At 61.5% G+C, this 16,242-nt stretch carries 13 protein-coding genes; 1 reads left to right on the plus strand and 12 read right to left on the minus strand.

Translation table 11 applies throughout. The annotated features are described in order from the left end of the window. Positions 1–4 precede the first annotated feature (4 nt). Complete coding sequence (locus KVT38_RS21280) at positions 5–1,159, minus strand: metallophosphoesterase (protein ID WP_217595760.1); 1,155 nt, start codon at positions 1,157–1,159, stop codon at positions 5–7. Then, positions 1,156–3,270: a HelD family protein gene (locus KVT38_RS21285; RefSeq protein ID WP_217595761.1), complete on the minus strand. Its 2,115-nt coding sequence runs from the start codon at positions 3,268–3,270 to the stop codon at positions 1,156–1,158. Before KVT38_RS21285 ends, KVT38_RS21280 begins: the two co-directional genes overlap by 4 nt. 104 nt (positions 3,271–3,374) lie before the next feature. Between KVT38_RS21285 and KVT38_RS21290 the strand changes: the two genes are divergently transcribed. Further along, a complete protein-coding gene (locus tag KVT38_RS21290) occupies positions 3,375–3,803 on the plus strand; it encodes a universal stress protein (protein ID WP_217595762.1) in 429 nt (142 codons plus the stop codon). A 169-nt stretch (positions 3,804–3,972) separates the two neighbouring features. On the opposite strand, the gene KVT38_RS21295 is transcribed toward KVT38_RS21290, so the two are convergent. From KVT38_RS21295 to KVT38_RS21340, 10 genes are all read right to left on the minus strand, one after another. Continuing rightward, positions 3,973–5,256: a glycoside hydrolase family 140 protein gene (locus KVT38_RS21295; RefSeq protein WP_217595763.1), complete on the minus strand. Its 1,284-nt coding sequence runs from the start codon at positions 5,254–5,256 to the stop codon at positions 3,973–3,975. Between the two features lie 31 nt (positions 5,257–5,287). Next, complete coding sequence (locus KVT38_RS21300) at positions 5,288–6,940, minus strand: response regulator transcription factor (protein WP_217595764.1); 1,653 nt, start codon at positions 6,938–6,940, stop codon at positions 5,288–5,290. After that, positions 6,937–8,742, minus strand: coding sequence for a sensor histidine kinase (locus KVT38_RS21305; protein WP_217595765.1), 1,806 nt, complete (start codon positions 8,740–8,742; stop codon positions 6,937–6,939). Before KVT38_RS21305 ends, KVT38_RS21300 begins: the two co-directional genes overlap by 4 nt. A gap of 76 nt (positions 8,743–8,818) precedes the next feature. Then, positions 8,819–9,700, minus strand: a complete 882-nt coding sequence (locus tag KVT38_RS21310; RefSeq protein WP_217595766.1) for a carbohydrate ABC transporter permease — start codon at positions 9,698–9,700, stop codon at positions 8,819–8,821. A gap of 17 nt (positions 9,701–9,717) precedes the next feature. Next, on the minus strand, positions 9,718–10,620 hold the full coding sequence (locus KVT38_RS21315) for an ABC transporter permease (RefSeq protein ID WP_217595767.1): 903 nt from the start codon (positions 10,618–10,620) through the stop codon (positions 9,718–9,720). Positions 10,621–10,745: 125 nt separating this feature from the next. Next, complete coding sequence (locus tag KVT38_RS21320) at positions 10,746–12,455, minus strand: extracellular solute-binding protein (protein WP_217595768.1); 1,710 nt, start codon at positions 12,453–12,455, stop codon at positions 10,746–10,748. Positions 12,456–12,822: 367 nt separating this feature from the next. Continuing rightward, on the minus strand, positions 12,823–13,479 hold the full coding sequence (locus tag KVT38_RS21325) for a GntR family transcriptional regulator (RefSeq protein ID WP_217595769.1): 657 nt from the start codon (positions 13,477–13,479) through the stop codon (positions 12,823–12,825). Between the two features lie 31 nt (positions 13,480–13,510). Further along, positions 13,511–14,566: a Gfo/Idh/MocA family protein gene (locus KVT38_RS21330; RefSeq protein WP_217595770.1), complete on the minus strand. Its 1,056-nt coding sequence runs from the start codon at positions 14,564–14,566 to the stop codon at positions 13,511–13,513. Continuing rightward, positions 14,563–15,327 (minus strand): amidohydrolase family protein, encoded by a 765-nt coding sequence (locus KVT38_RS21335; RefSeq protein ID WP_217595771.1) that lies wholly within the window; start codon positions 15,325–15,327, stop codon positions 14,563–14,565. The genes KVT38_RS21330 and KVT38_RS21335 overlap by 4 nt, the downstream gene beginning before the upstream one ends. 25 nt (positions 15,328–15,352) lie before the next feature. After that, positions 15,353–16,198 carry a phosphogluconate dehydrogenase C-terminal domain-containing protein gene (locus KVT38_RS21340; protein ID WP_217595772.1) on the minus strand — a complete coding sequence of 282 codons (846 nt, stop codon included), beginning with the start codon at positions 16,196–16,198 and terminating at the stop codon, positions 15,353–15,355. Positions 16,199–16,242 lie beyond the last annotated feature (44 nt).

Here is a 16,242-nt window from a genome sequence, read left to right on the forward strand (position 1 = left end):
CTTATCACGCTCCTCCGCTGAAGGTGACGGACAAGTGCACGATCTCGCTGCGGCTCGCCAGACGGACCGGCGGCCCCCAGGTTCCGTAGCCGGATGAGACGACCGCGTGCATTCTGCCTTTTCGCAAATAACCCCAGTCCAGCTCGAACAGTCTCCCCGTCACCCAGTGGTTCGGCGCGAACTGGCCCCGATGCGTGTGGCCCGACACGACGATGTCGACGCCGGCCTCCTCGGCCGCCGCATAGCCGTACGGCTGATGGTCCATGAGTATGATCGGCAGCGAGCGATCGACGCCCGCAAGCAGCTCGGCCACCGGCTTGCGGCCGTTCGGATCCATCGACTCCGCCGCCTTGTCCTTGCGGCCGACGACGTTCAAGATGCCGCCCGGCGTCGCATGCTCGTCGCGCAGTACGGGGAAGCCGAGCGCCTTCATGCGCTCGACGTATTCCTCGATATGCCCGCCGTAGTATTCGTGATTGCCGAGCACGGCGTAGACGCCGAGCGGCGCCGCGAGCCGGCCGAGACGCTCGGCCATCCGGTTGCGGACGAACGGCTCGATCACGTCGTCGAGCACGTCGCCTGCGAGCAAGATCAGATCAGGCTTGATCTTTTCCACGCGGGGGAGCAATCGATCCAGGTGGCGGTTGCCGACGATGTTGCCCAGATGAAGGTCGCTGACGAGCACGATGTCCATTCGGCGCCGTCCCCCGACATCCTTCGCGACGTCGAGCTCGTATTTGCGCACGATCGGCGTCCAGGCGTTCCAGGTTCCCCAGGCGAACAGGAGCAGCAGCAGTACGGCGACGATGAAACCGGTCGTTTCTACCGTATGCTTATAATCCGAGCCCGCTTCGTAGAACAGCCACACCGCCAGATCGGCGAGCGGCAGCAGGAGCACGGCGTATTCGAACAGCCCGATATAATAAGCGCCGAACACCTTCAGCCCGCGCCCGACGGGCTTCGGCAGAAAACGGAGACGCCCAATCAAATAGCCGAGCGCCGCCAAAGCGAGCAATGTCCACAGCGCCGCGTCCGGAAAGCCGGGCAACCAAACGTTCAGCCAGGTTTGCGCATTCCAGCCGATAAAGAAGTTCAGTCCGAGATACGCGGCAATGATAAGCGCAAAATTCAAGACAGCCCGCAGGCCTCCTCTTCTCATCGGCTCGCCACCTCCGGCGCGCCGTCCCGCTCGGCAATAAGCGCTGTCGGCGCGTCCGCATAGAGCAGCTTCAGCCTGTGCAGCGCGCGCGTGCATCCGACGTAGAGCAGCTTGGCGTCCCCCGCCCCGTAGTCCGCCGCGCCTGCATCCGGAATGAGCACGGCATCGAATTCAAGTCCCTTGGACAAATACACCGGCGCGACCGTGATCCCGCCTTCGTAATTTTGCTGCTTCGCCTCCAGCAGCGAAGCTTGAATGCCGCGGGCCGTCAGACCCGCATGAATGCGCGCGCAGGCCGCGGCCGTCCGGCCCAGCACCGCGATGCTTTGCAGCTCGGCTTCCCGCCCCCACTCTTCGACGATCGCCGCGATCGCGGCGACGTCCGGCGACTCGGCGGTCCGCTCGACCTCCACCGGCCGGCCGCTGCGGAAGACGGGGCGCGCCGGCTTGACGCCCCCGCCCATGCCCTTCAGAATGCGGTTGGCGAATTCGATGATTTCCAGCGTCGACCGGTAACTCCGGTCCAGCTCGTAATACGAAGTCTCGTCCGCGGGAAACAAGCCTTTGAGCTCCGCCCAGTCGGTGATGCCCGCATAGTCGTGGATGCCCTGCTGCAGATCGCCGAGCACCGTCATCGACGTGATCCGTTGATGCTGCCTCAGCACATGCAGCTGCGCCGGCGCATAATCCTGCGCTTCGTCGATCACGATATGGTCGTAGGCCGGCACGGTCGGGCCGAGCAGTTTCAGATGAATATGGACGAGCGCGGCCAGATCTTCCCTGGCGAAAACGGCGGAAGCCTTGCTTTTACCCTTCGATCTGGAAGACGCGCCGGCGCGCTTTGTCCCTTCTGCCTCGTTCGCCAGCCAGCCGCACGCTTTGTAAAAGGAAGCGGCCGTATGCTGCGGCAGCTTGCCGGCGTATGCCTTCCAGCGAGCATTCGCCTTTTTGCGCACCTCGGCTTCGCTCCATTTGGCTTTGCCGAGCTCGATCTCCATCCAGCGCTTGATCCGGTTAAGCACCCGTTCCCGCTTTTTCATGAGCGGATCGAGCGGATTTTCCTCCGCGAACCAGGCGCGAACCTGCTCTGCCGTCAGGATGCGGCGATCGTCGGGCGAGAACGGCTCGTCCGGCACCATCGTCCGCGCAAGCTCCGCGATCGCTTCGTCGATCTCTGCCAAAAAGCCGAGACTGCCCTTGCGCTTGGCCGGCGTGTCCGACCGACCGCTCGCGACGGCATCGCCCTCAAACCACCGGGCCAACTCTTCCGCCGGATCCCGGAGCCGCAGCTCCTCGCCGATCTGCTCGAGCGCCCAATCTTCGAACGTCTGCTGGCCGATATCCCCGACGCCAAGCTCGGGTAGCACCCCGGATATATAATTCAGGAACATTTTGCTCGGCGCGAGGATCATCATGCGGTCGGCGCGGACGCGATCCTGATAGCGGTAGAGCAGGTAGGCGAGCCGATGAAGCGCGACGGTCGTCTTGCCGCTTCCCGCGACGCCCTGGATGAATACGGCTTTGTTTTTCTCGGTACGGATAATCGCGTCCTGTTCCTGCTGAATCGTCGACACGATATCCCGCAGCTTGTTGTCCTTGCTCTCTCCAAGCTTGTGCAACAAAAACTCGTCGCCGGCCGAGCCGCCCTGCTCGCCGCCTTCGGCATAGCTGTCCACGACGCGCTGCAGCTCGCCTTCGCGCACGAGCAGGTTGCGCTTCAAGTGGACGGTGCCGGGCACGGGCCCCTCCGGCGAATCGTAGGCAACCTCGGGATCGCCGCCAGAGAACGCGTAAAACAAGCTCGATACCGGCGCCCGCCAATCCACGACGAGCAGGCGGTGCCCGTTCTCCTCGCCTACGCCAGACTTCCCGATATAAAGCGGCAGCGGCTCGCTCTTGCCCGCCTCGCGGAAGTCGAGCCTTCCGAAGTACGGTTCCTTTTCGGATGCGGTCAATCGAATCTTGCGCTCCTGACGAATGGCGTCGAGCGTCTGTTCGGTATAATCGTTGCCCGTGTACCGCGGGCCGATGCCCGCGATCTGCGTTCGAATCGCTTCCTTCGTATGCTCCAGTTTCACCGTTTCTTCACGGAATCTTTGGTCTTCCGACACGATCGCATCCTCCTTCAAATTGATTACGGCTGATTAAGTATGGTTAAATAAAGGAAGATACATGGCCTATACAAGTTACATAATTCGGCGAGGAGGGCATATCGATGAGCTACAACAACATTTTGGTGGCGTACGACGGTTCGAATCTGTCGCGAAAGGCGATCTCCCATGCCTCCGCGCTGGCGGAGAGCTACGGTGCAGCGTTGACGGTGATGCACGTCTACCAGGTGCCGCTCGTCAACAACGGCGACTTCATGGTCACCTTGCCTGCCGACTGGTCCCAGCAATACATGGATCACTCGTTCAAGGTGCTCGAGGAAGCGAAGGCGCTCGTACCGTCTACGGTCAACGCGACGTTCAAGCTGATCGACGGCGATCCGGCCAACACGATCCTCGACTATGCCGGCGACAACGGCGCGGACCTCATCGTGCTCGGCAGCCGCGGGCTCGGCGGCATCCGTGAGTTCGTGCTCGGCAGCGTCAGCCACAACGTCATGCAGCATGCCAAGACGCCGGTGCTGATCGTCAAGTAATCGGGGCCGCTTGTTCGGCGCTTGCCCGGTCCAACGACAAAAATCGGTCTCTTCCCAAAAGGGAAGGGACCGATGTCTGTTATTCAAGGCTTATGCAGGCTGACTGTGCAGGTCTGCCCTATAATATATCGTATATCGTTAGCCAAGTAAAATACATAGGAAGACCGCGTCAGATCCGTATCGCCGCGATCAACAGATCGGCATTCGTCTCGGGAAGCTCCACGAGCGCGCCTTCCGGGCAAACCCGCACGTCAAGGACGATCGGCAGGCGGCGGTCCAGGTCGAACGCTTCGAAGCGGTAACGCTCCGGGTCGACGCGAAGCGCGAGCTTGCGGCTGTAAGGGACATAGGCGAAAATGGCGCTGTCGTCAGGCCAAGCGGCGACGCGAATTTCCGGACATTCGAAGGCAAGCTTGTCCTGGGCGGCGGGAATGCCGCACAAGCCGTACTTTTCGACTAACCAGCCGCCAAGCGAGACATCCGCGGCACCGGCCAGCCGCAGCGCCTCCGACCAGACGAACGGCGTCAAGTAAAAGTCTTCGCTGTTGAACGCCGTCTCCTTGCGGTGCCAGGACCACAAGCCGTGCGCGCCGTAGGCGAAACCCGCCGATGCGCCGGACAGCACGCTCCACCAGAACGCCTTGCGCACGTCGAACGCCTGGAATCGTCCGTATTTGCCGAAATGCCCGATCCCCTCGTAGCACGGCTCCGCGTTCAGCACCGGCCGGCGCACGCTTTTCGCCATAAACTTCTCCGGCAGCAAATAAGCGCCGTTCTGGCTCGCCGGATCGTGGCTCGATTGATACACGTAGAAGTCAAGCTCCCGCTCGAGATCGGCCGGTATCTCGTAAGCGCCGCCATTCATATGCAGCGAAGCGATTGCATCGGGATCGACCGCCTTGATGCCCCGCAGCGCCTCCAGATAATGGCCGGCCGCGGCCTCCTCCGACTCGAAGTTCGTATCGCCGCTGATGAAGTACATCGGGGAATAAGGCAGGAACGTGCGGGCCACAAGTTCCGCATACGGCCGCACCGTCTCGATCGGCATGACGTGCGAGCCCTCCGACTGCCGGCTCATCCAGTTGCCCGGCGCATAGTTGCCCCACAGCACGACCAGACAAGGCAAAATGCCGCGCTCGCTCGCCATCCGCGCCATCGTCCCCGCCCGCTCGAAAAATGCGTCGTTCGGATGCGCATAATCCCAGCCTCCGCCCTCCCGCGCGTGAAACGGCTCGATGCCGAGCACCGATTCGCTGGCGTCGTGGATGATCGGCAAAATCGAGATTTGCACCGCGTTAAAGCCTTGGCTCCGCCGGTAATCGAGATATTGCGCCCACTCTTCGAGGGTAGCGTTGGAAAATACGCTCCACACCGTATCGGCGATATAAAAAAACGGCTTGCCCGCTCGCTCCAAATAGGAGCGGTCTTTCGAAATTTGAATCCGGTTGTTCACGATTGCGTTCCCCTTTCGTTTTTGACTCTCGTTATTTGGCCCATTCCCGGTATTGCTGCGGCGTCATGTCAGTTTCCTTTTTGAACAAGCGGATGAAATACGGGGCCGATTCGAAGCCGACGGCTTTCGTAATCTCCTGCACCTGCATGCTCGTATCTCTGAGCAGCCGCTTGGCCTCCTGGAGCCGCTTGGCAAGAATATGCTCCGTCAGATTGATGCCCGAATGCAGCTTGAACACGCGCGACAGATAGCTGGCATTAAACGAAAATACTTCGCCCAGCCGGGTGAGCGACAAATCCCCCGACAGATGGCTGTCGACATAGGCGCCGACCGCTTCGATCAGTTCGTCGCCGAGCCGCTGCCGACCCGAACGGCGGTCCTCGAACAGCGCCTCCGCCAGCTTGAGGAAGTAGACGAGCCGAGCCTCCCAGGTCGCGTGCGACTCGTAGCGGGTGAGTCGCGCGAGATCGATCCGCTCCGCGACGCTGCGGAACAGCCCCCCGCGCATCAGATCGTTCATAAACAGGGCGACGAGCTGATAATAGACGGTCATCCGCTCCGCTTCGGTCGCGCCGGCCAGGCTCTCGTCGAGCATGAGCGCCCGCAGCGCGTCCGCGAACGCTTGTTGCTCGCCGGCATCGAGCAGCGAAGCGAGCGCAGCCGCCCGGTTCGCCACGCTCCGCGCCGCGATGCCCTCGCCCTCCGCCGCGAGCCCCGCGTTCTCGCCCTCGAGCAGCAGCAGTTCCTCGAGCGGCCCGAAGCTGCGGTGGAACATCAGGTCGAGCGCCGCGGACTTGTCGGGCAGCGTCTCCCACGGCACGCATGCCGATGCCATGACGAAGGAGACGGACAGCTTCAGGAGACTCCGGCAGGCCGTCTGGATCGGCTCCAGATTGCCGTATACGAAATGCTTCAGCCGCTCCTGTGCTTGTGCGGCGCTCCCGACGTCTTCATCGGGAGCGGAGGATGGCTGAAGCAGCCAGGAGATTCGGTTGCCCTCGTACGCGAAGGAGACGAGCGAGGCGCCGGCGGACCAGAATTCCTCGCCGATGTTGCGAATCGCGAACAGCAGCAACGTACGGTCCGACGCGCTCAGCGCTTCGGGCCATTGGAGGATGCGGCTCTGGACGAGCAGCACGCCGGACGAGGCGGAGAGCGGCACGCCAAGCTCGCGCAGCTGCCCGCCGAGCTGCGCGGCGGACGCCGGCGGCCGGCGAAGGAGCTCCAGCAAGAACTCCTTCTGGAGCAACGGCAGCGCGCTGCGCATTTGCCGCTGCGCCTGCGCCATATACGTATCGCGCTCGAGCTGCGCTTCGAGCTCGCCGATCGTGCGCAGGACGGCCGCGACGATCTCTTCGTCGCCGTCGGTTTTTAGAATGTAGTCCGAGGCGCCGTGGCGCAGCGCTTCCTTGGCGTACTCGAACGTATCGTGTCCGGTGAGAAAAACGACCTTGCACTTCGGCCACTGGGCGAGAATTCGCTTTTGCAGCTCCAGGCCGTTCATGCCGGGCATGTGGATGTCGGACAGAACGATGTCCACCCGGGTCCGGGCGAGGCGCTCGAGCGCCTCGCGCGACGAGGTCGCCCCGTACGTCTCCAGATTCGGGATGTCCGCCTCCTGCAGAAGGCCGGTCAAGCCTTCGACGACGTAGGGCTCGTCGTCGACGATCAGCAAACGAATCAAAGCGCTTCCTCCTCCCTTTTCCCCGCGACCCTCGCGAGCGCCGCCGGTATCGCGAGCGTCGCGCGCAGACCGCCGAGCGGACTGCGCGACAGCTTAAGCCCGAAGTCTTCGCCGTATCGCAGCCGGACGCGCCGGTGAACGTTCAGCAGGCCCGTGATCTCCGCGTCGGGAAGCGCCCCGTCGAGGCTGCCCTCGAGCGCTTCCAGCGCGGCATCCGTCAGCTCTTCCCCGTTGTCCTCGATATGGATGACGATCCGGGACGGCGCCGTCCCGTCCGTCTCCTCGGAGACGGTTACCCGCAGGACGCCTTGCTCCAGCTTGTTCTTTAACCCGTGCTGGTAGACGTTCTCGATCATCGGCTGCAGCAGCAGGCGGGGCACCGACAGCTCGCCCAGGCCGCTGGGCAACGGATCGAATTCGGCCTTGATCCGGTCCCGGTACCGAAGCGCCTGAAGCTCCATGAACACGACGATGTGGCGGTATTCGTCCGCCAGCGGGACCTCGTCCGAGGCGCTGCGCGTAATATGACGGAAGTAAATGCCCAAATACTCGGTCGCCCGGATCACCTCCTCGGTCTTGAACGCCTTGGCCATCCGATGAACGAGAAAATACGTATTGTACAAAAAGTGCGGATTGATCTGAGGCTGCAGCTGCTTGAGCTCGGCACGCTGCAGCATGATGCGGCTCTCGTACACTTCGCCGATGAGGGAGCCCAGCCGGTCGACCGTAATGTTGAACTGGGTGTATAAATACTGGAATTCGTCCTGTCGCTTCATGCCGATCCGTACGCTCATGTCTCCCCGCTCCAGCCGCCGGAACGCCGATACCATGCTGCGCAGCGGCTTGTGAATGACGCGGTAGAGCGAGGACGAGAACAGCAAAATCGTGAGCAGCGACAAGCCCGACAGCACCCACAGCCATACGCGGTATCGTCCGAGATCCCCAACAGAGGCCGATTCGGGTAGCGTCAGCATCAGAGAACTGCGGAGCGCCTCCGAGTATGCGAAGGCGACGAGGTACGTCCGGCCGTTCAGCCGCATTCGCTCCTCCCCGCTCCGGACGCCCTCCTCGAAGCGCGCGTTCACGAATTCGACCGCCGCCCTTCCCGGCCCCTTGTCGTCGTCGTCCATCGTCGATACGGCCCAGCTCTGCGAGCGATTGATGAGCGCAGCCCCGCTGCCCTCGGTTGCCGACAGCTGGGCAAGCTCGATCATAATCTGCTCGCGAGACAGATCGATCTGCATAATAAAGGACGTTTTTTCCGGCGCGATCTGCGGATTCGGCGAGATGTATTGCACGACGAGCCGATCCCCCAGTCGGGCGATCGGCTTGTCCTGCGTGACGGCGGCCTGCTTGGCCGCCTTGACGTCCGATGGGCTCATCTCCCCTTCGTCCGATCCCGACAGGATCGTCTTCCCGATCATCGGGATGAAGATGCGGGACTCGGCCACGTAAGGGCTCGAGATCGTCATCAGCATCATCTTGTCCTGTACGCGCCGCTGCGCCATCGCCCGCTCGAACGGACTCATGGACGGCGCGATGCCGCTCAGCTTTTGGATATCCTCGTCGATGACGTATTGGCGCTGAAGTCTCGAGATGCCGTCCACGGCCTTCTGGAGGGAATCGAGATAATAGCCGACGCGCGAGCTCATCGACTCCTTGACCTGTGTCATGACGCTGTCCGCGCCCATACGGTTCAATTGAAGACTGACGAGAAACAACGGCGCAAGGGCGGCCAAAAACGTAATGATCAGCTTGGCGTTGATCGAGCGAAGACGCTGCAGGATACGGTGTCGGGTCATGAAGGCTGCTCCTCGGATGTCGGCGTATGCCTTCTATTATCGGTCATGAATCGCAGACCGGACAAGCGGCGAACGGTTATTCCTTCACGCTCCCCATGACGATGCCTTTGACGAAAAATCGCTGCAAAAACGGATAGACGATCAGGATCGGCAGCGCGCCAAGGAAAATTTGCGCCGCTTTTGCGGTCCGGTCGGAGACGGCGGCGAGCGCCTTCATCTGGTCCGTGCTCAGCGACGACATATTGATTTTCGTCAATATCGTCTGCAAATAAGTCGACAGCGGATAGTTGGCGGGCGAATTCATCAGAATCAGGCCGTCGAACCAGGCGTTCCAGTGGCCGACGATCGTAAACAGCAATATCGTCGCGAGCGACGGCATCGAGAGCGGCACATAAATGCGCCAGAGCGCCCCCCAGTAGCCGGAGCCGTCGATGAAGGCCGACTCCTCGAGCTCCTTGGGCAAGCCGCGGAAAAAGTTCAGCAGCAGGATGACGTTGAACACGGGGACGGCGCCCGGCAGCACGAGCGCCCAGATCGAGTCCATGATGCCCGTGGATTTGATGGTCATGTACCAGGGAATCAGACCGCCGCTGAGCAGAATCGTGAAGACGAAGTACCAGGCGTAGACGGTTCTGAATTTGAACTGACGCGCCTCCTTGGACAGCGGGTAGGCGATCAGCACGGTGAGCACCATGTTGATGGCGGTGCCGAGCGCGACCCGCTCCAGCGTGATGCCGAACGACCGGATAAAGCTCGGATCGTCGAGAATATACTGGTACGACTTCGTCGTGAAGCCGACCGGCCAGAAGGTGACGAGACCTGCGGTCGCGGCGCTGCTCGAGCTGAACGAGATCGCGAGCACGTGCACGAGCGGGAAAATGCAAGCGAGCGACAGCAGCGTCAAAAACGCGTAGTTGGCGTATTCGAACGCCCGCCTGCCGGCGGTGTAGGCGTACATGTCGATTCTCCTTTCGGTTAGAAAATCCGGTAGTTGGCGAACCGGTACGCCGTCCAGTACGAAACGCTGATCAGGATAAGAGAAACGACGGACTTGAACAGACCGACGATCGTCGCGACGCCGTACTGCATGTCGACGAGACCGGTCCGGTAGACGAGCGTATCGATGATGTCCCCGCTCTCGTACACGGCAGGACCGTACAAATTGAATACCTGGTCGAAGCCGGCGTTCAGCACGTTGCCGAGACTCAGCGTCGCCAGCAGTACGATGATCGGCATCATGCCCGGCAGCGTCACATGCCACGTTTGCTTCCAGCGGCCCGCGCCGTCCATGTAGGCGGCCTCGTACAGCGAAGGATTAATCGCGGTAAGCGCGGCCAGGTAGACGATCGTATTAAAGCCGAATTCCTTCCAGATGTCGGTGACGACGAGCGTATAGGGGAACCAGTCGTTGTCGCCCAGAAAATAGATCGGTTTCACGCCGAACAGTCCGAGAAACTGATTGACGATCCCTTGTCCCGGAGACAAAATGTCCACCAGAATTCCGCCGAGGATGATCCAGGACAAAAAATGCGGCAAATAAATGAGCGTTTGCACGATCTTCTTGAACTTTTGCCTGACGATCTCGTTCAGCAGCAGCGCTATGACGATCGGGAAAATCTGGCCGAGCGCGATCTTCATGGAGGCGATGTAGATCGTATTGAAGACGACGCGGCCGATTCCCGGCATATTCAGCATATAATGGAGATTATCGAGTCCCGTCCACTTGGAGCCGAACATGCCCTTGGAGGGCATGAACTTTTGAAAACCGATCGCGATGCCCGCCATCGGCAGGTAGCTGTAAATAAACACGAGAATAACGCCGGGCAGCAGCATCAGGTGGAGCGGTATTTGTCGGAATTTTCTGGCGAATTGAGCCATTGTCTCTCTCTCCTCCTACGCGCCGCCGCGATCGGGACGGAGAACGGCGACCGTGCCGCCCTCCGTCCCGCAGCTTGCATGCGGCTTTCTATACTTGTCGCCTTCGCCAAACTTGCTCCGGCAGATTACGGATTGGACGCCTTCCAGGCGTTGACCTGCTCCGTAATTTCGCTGCCGCCGAGCTTGGACCAGTCGGTGACGTACTTGTCGAACGTATCCGGCGATGCCGCGCCCATTATAATCTTGGTGAAGCTCTCGAGCTGCATCTTGCCGAGCGCCGCGGACTTCTCGCCCATCGCTTCGGTCGGCGCGCCGTAGAAGGCGTTGTCGTTGACGAGATTGTTTTTGACGTAGTTCTCGATGACGGTAAAGGAGCTTGTGTTGCCGAAGACGCGTTCGTTCGCCCAGCCGGTCAGATCTCCCTTTTCCAAATAAGCCGTAATCTGATCGTAGCGGTCCTTGTCCTCCGTGTTCAGCTTGGACGGGTCTTTGGATGCGAGCGCTTCGACCATCGCGATGTGCGTATTCAGGTTGCGACGGCTCGGTTCGGCTTCGGGATAGACGGCGTACTTGCGATACTCGATCGTACGATCCTTGCTCCAATATTTGACCGGATCGTAAAGCGAGCCCCACTGGCGCTCCATGTCGAGGTTGAGCAGCTTAATCGCGACTTCCGGGTGGTCGTAGCCCTTGCGTACGGCAAAGTAGTGGCCTACCGGAAACGCGGCGCTTACCTTGGCCGGCTCGGCGTCAGCAGACGGAACTGCGTACGCTTGCCATTCCATGTCCGGATTTTGCTTCTTGCCGTCCTGCAGCGGCCACAGCGGCGTCCACATCGCGCCGAAGTACATGCCGAGCTTGCCGCTCGTCGCGGCTTCGGCGACTTTGCCGCCGTCCTTGGAGGCGAACTCGGGATCGATCTGGCCGTCCTTGTACAGCTCGCTCAGCTTGGCCAGCGCCGGCTTGACCTCGGGCTGCACCGAGCCGTAGACGAGCTTGCCGTCCGCTCCTTTGACCCAGATGCTCGGGAAGGCGTGATACATATTGAAGAAGCCTTCGAGGCCGGGCATGCCGCCCCATAGATCCTTGCTTAAGCCAAGTCCGAACGTATCGTTTTTGCCGTTGCCGTCCGGGTCCTGCTTCGTGAACGCCTCCGACAGCTTGAAGAAGTCTTCCGCCGTCTTCGGCTCGGGCAGGCCGAGCTTCTTGCGCCAATCCTCGCGGATCCACAGAATCGGCGTCGAATCGATGTTCGAGCCGGTCTGCGGGATGGCATACAGCTTGCCGTCGAACGTGGCGGACTTGAGCGCGTTGCCGCCGTCCTGGGTCATGACGTCCTTGGCGAACGGCGAGCCGTACTTCTCGAGCAGCGGACCGAGATCCTGAACGAGATCGGCCTCGACGAGCTGCTTGAGCTGCTGGGCGTTAACGTACATGAGATCGGGAAGCTCGTTGGACGCGATGACGACGTTCATCTTCTGGTCGTATTGATCGCCGGTTCCTTTGACGACCCAGGCGTTTTTAACGTTGATGTTCAGCTTGTCCTTATATTCACGGATGATCGGATTGTCGTCGATTGTGTCGCTGCCCTCGAACTTGACTTCCTGGCCCTGGTATTTGCTGTAGCTGATCGTGACGGGCTCGGGATATTTGCCGAACGGATCGAGCGGGATGCTGCTGTCTTCACTTGCGCCTGCCGAGGCGCCGGACTTTCCGTTGCCGTTCGCATTTGCGTTGTTCGCGTCGTTGCCCCCGCCCGCGCATGCCGTCAGCACCAGCGCGAACGCCGTAGCCGCGGACGCCAGCTTGCCGTATTTTCTGAGATTCGGATTCATGTCGTTGCCCCCTTTGATGATGGGAGGAGCTGCTCGTTCCTCTTGCTTTTATTATGTAAGGGGTTGCATGCATCCTCAATAATCGAAGCTTTACATCGATTGTCCTGTCTTTACCTCTTCTTATCTTTCCCGCTTGCGCGCACAAAAAAAGCCGCCTGCGGCCTGTTGGTTCGCGCATGATTCCGCAGCGAACGGACAGAGGCGGCTTTATTGTTGCTCGCGATGCGATTCGCGGCCAGATTGTTGGAAGGGATGACACTTGGGCCGTTGTCGCGGGATTACCGCAGATCGGACGGGAAGGATGTGCAGCTCCATGGAGAGCCGCACGGGGGCTGGAGCTGCACGGAAATGTCGCGTAATTCGCGCTTCAGCCGGTCAGCACCTTTTTGCCGAAATCGAGATGCGCCCGCATCCTTTCGGTCGCCTCCTCCGCTTCTCCATCCGCCAGCAAGTCGACGATCGCTTCATGATCGTCGAGCGCCGCCCGCATCCGATCCGGCACGCGGCGAAGCACGCCGAGGGTGAAGCGATATAGATGCGCCTGATAATTTTGCATAAGCGTCTCGAATTCGGTATTCCCCGCGCTCGCGCACAGCAGCGTGTGAAACGTGATGTCCTCCCGGGTAAAGGCGATCTCGTCGCCCGCCTCGGCCGCTTCCCGCTGCCGCGCCAGGGAGACACGAAGCGCTTCGAGCGCCTGTGGCCGCAGACGTCCGGCAACGCGCGCGCACACAAAGCACTCGATCGCCTCGCGCAGCTCGAACATATCCCGCGCCTTGGAGACCGACAGCTCGCGGATGAGCACGCCCTGCTTCGGCGATACGGTCACGAATCCCTCGGATTCCAGCCGGTCGAGCGCCGACTTGATCGGCGTCTTGCTCATGCCAAGAAAGTCGATCAGCTTTTTCTCCGACAAGAAGCCGCCCGGCGGGAACACCTCGTCCATGATCGCCTGCTTGATGGCCGCATAGGCTTTCTCCTTTAGCAGCGGCGCGCTTTGGGCGCCTCCCGGATTGACGTTCAACGCTTCCCACTCCCCCCGGCATAATGTGTCATTATAGCATGTCCGCAGGCGAGACGGGCAGATGGGTCCGTGCGCTCTCGTAGGCGGCGAACATAAGAGCCAGCGTGCGCAGATTGTCGGCGCCCTCCGTCTCAAATGGCGCTCCGTCGTTGAGACGATCGATAAAATGCGTCTGCAGACGGACGTGGCTCGCAGCGTGGTCGAGCACCGTCCGCTCCCGCACGGTCCGCTCGGCGCCGTCGTCGCCGATCAAGGCGAGCCGGCCGCTTCGGTACAGCTTGATCGTCGCGAGCTCGCCCTCGACGATCAGCTGCTCGCGATGAGCGGGCCTGACGGCATCTTCGACGGGACCGTCCAGTGCGCCGCGGGTCGCCCAGCTCATGTCCATAAGGCCCGCAAAGCTGCCGCTTGACAGCGTGACGATGCCGCTGTCTTCGCCGGCGATATGAGGACTCACGCGGAGCATCTGCGCATACAGCCGGTCGGATTCGCCGAACAGGAATCGCCACGTATCGAACCAATGGGCGCCCATCTCGTAGAACAGCAGCCGCGGCATTTCACGGAAGAACGGCTGCGGCAGCGCCTTGCCCGGCGCCATCCGCGGCGTATAAAAGTCCGTGTGCGTATATCGCGCCATTCGAACCTGCCCGACGGCGCCCTCGTCCAGCAGTTGCCTGATAAGCCGGTTCGGCTCGAGCCAGCGCCAGTTTTCGGTGACCATGAGGCGCACGCCGGCAGCCTCGGCCGCCGCGACCATCGCCTTCGCTTCATCCATCGAAGCCGCGAAAGGTTTTTGGCACATGATATGCTTGCCCGCCCGCGCCGCCTTGACGACCAGTTCGAGATGCGTCTCGGGTCCCGTAACGATATCGACGACATCGATCTCGTCCGCCGCCAGCATATCGTCCAGCGACGCGTAGGTCCGCTCGGCAGGTATGCCGAACTGAGCTGCCCGTGCCGCCAGCTTGTCCGGACTGCGGTTGCAGAGCGCGGCGACGCGCGCGCCTGGAATGGCGTTCCACGCGTTCAGATGATGCTCGCTCCAGTAACCGGTGCCCACGACGCCAACCCGCCAGAGTTTGCTCACGATTCCGCCCTCCCAACCCGATCCTGCAAGCCGTAGACGCGGAGCGCGGAGCGATACAGCAGCCAGTTCTGCTCCTCCGCCGTCAGGTCGCTCGTACCCACCTTGGCGAGCTCCGTGCCGCAGTTGTCCGCATGGTCGGTGCCGAACATGAAGCGTTCCGCGCCGAGCTCGCGCACCCAATGCCGGATGAGAAAGCCGCCCGTCCACGTGATGTCGGCGTACAGGTTCGGGCAGGCCTGCATCGCGATGTGCGTCTCGCCCGCGAGCACCATCATGCCGCAATGCGCGATGACGATGTTCACGTCCGGGTACGACTGCGCGACCGGGATCAGATGGCTTGGATTCGCGAAAGGGATGCCCGCGCCGGTATGCACCATGACGGGTACGCCGAGCCTGCGACCCCATTCGAACACTTTGCGGCCGTCCCGGCTCGTCGGATTGACCGCATGCGCGGATGTATGAAGCTTGATGCCGACGAAGCCGAGCGTTTCGACGCAGCGCCGCACTTCGGCCTCGTAGACGTCGTCCGGCAGATGCGGATTCGGGTTCGCCATGCCGGCGAACCGGTCCGGATGGCTACGGACGAGCGCCGCGATGGCATCGTGCTGCGCCTTCACTTCCTCCAGCGTGTGCACGAGCGCCGGCTGCAGAATCGTGAAGTCGATGCCGAAATTTTCAATCTTGTCCCATTGCTCGCGTTCGGTGAACTCCTCGTCGAATACGCGGTCCGTCCCCAGATGGGCATGTACGTCTATAATCACGGGCGCTTCCCCCTTGAAATATGAATCAAACCGCGTCGCCACGCGGCGCCAGCATGATGTCCACTTGCTCGCGCACGCTCTCCGGCGAAAGCAGCCGCTCCCAGCCCGGCTTCAGCCAGGCTTCGCGGCCGTATGCCATGGCGACCTGGCAGGCGTCGGAGAACGGATTGCCGGCTTCGCCGAAGGCGATGGCCAGCTCGATATGGATATGTCCGAGCATAAAATCGCGCGCGGCTTCGGCCGGCACGCCCCGCCGAATCGCCTCGTCCATGGCGCCGCGCAGAAACATCGCCGCGCTCGCGCCGATCGTCTCCGCCATGCCGGGCTCGAGCGTCGCCATCTGCTCTACCGTCATCCGGTGGCTGCGCATGACGGGCGCGTAGATCTCGCGGCCCAGCGCCTCGCCGCGTGCATAGTCCGCCTCTTCGCCCTGCATGAGCGCACATACGATCGCCTGCTTCGCCTTGATGCCGCCGAAGAAGTCGCGGCGCGCTTCGGGATCGTCCTCGTCGCCGAATACCGGCGGATGGCAAGGATGCGCGACGAAGTAGGCGATGTCTTCGCGCTCCGGCAGATGCCCGGCATATGCCGCCGCCGGGTCGAGCAGCATCAGCATGGCGCCGCTTTTCATAAGCGGCACGGCTTGCGAAGCCACGACGCGAATCGCCGTATCCGGCACCGCGAGAACGACGACGTCCGCGCTTGCGGCCGCCTCGTCCAGACTGCTGGGCGTAAGGCCGCGCGCGCTCATATTCGCTCTGCCGCGCTCTCCGTTTTCTACATAATAAACTTGGTGGCTTCCACCGGACAAACGGTCGGAGATTCTTCCGCCCATTTTGCCGCCGGCGCCGATCAGCGCGATAATTGCCATGTTGGGTTCCTTCTTTCCGATTGTATGATGAATGCTCGAACGCT

This window comes from Cohnella sp. GbtcB17 (assembly GCF_019091135.1).
In the GTDB taxonomy this organism is placed as follows: Bacteria; Bacillota; Bacilli; order Paenibacillales; family Paenibacillaceae; genus Cohnella.

Coding starts and splice junctions, on each gene's coding strand:
- KVT38_RS21280 (WP_217595760.1), bottom strand. CDS start 1,159: ATGAGAAGAGGAGGCCTGCGGGCTGTCTTGAATTTTGCGCTTATCATT.
- KVT38_RS21320 (WP_217595768.1), bottom strand. CDS start 12,455: ATGAATCCGAATCTCAGAAAATACGGCAAGCTGGCGTCCGCGGCTACG.
- KVT38_RS21340 (WP_217595772.1), bottom strand. CDS start 16,198: ATGGCAATTATCGCGCTGATCGGCGCCGGCGGCAAAATGGGCGGAAGA.
- KVT38_RS21305 (WP_217595765.1), bottom strand. CDS start 8,742: ATGACCCGACACCGTATCCTGCAGCGTCTTCGCTCGATCAACGCCAAG.
- KVT38_RS21315 (WP_217595767.1), bottom strand. CDS start 10,620: ATGGCTCAATTCGCCAGAAAATTCCGACAAATACCGCTCCACCTGATG.
- KVT38_RS21290 (WP_217595762.1), top strand. CDS start 3,375: ATGAGCTACAACAACATTTTGGTGGCGTACGACGGTTCGAATCTGTCG.
- KVT38_RS21310 (WP_217595766.1), bottom strand. CDS start 9,700: ATGTACGCCTACACCGCCGGCAGGCGGGCGTTCGAATACGCCAACTAC.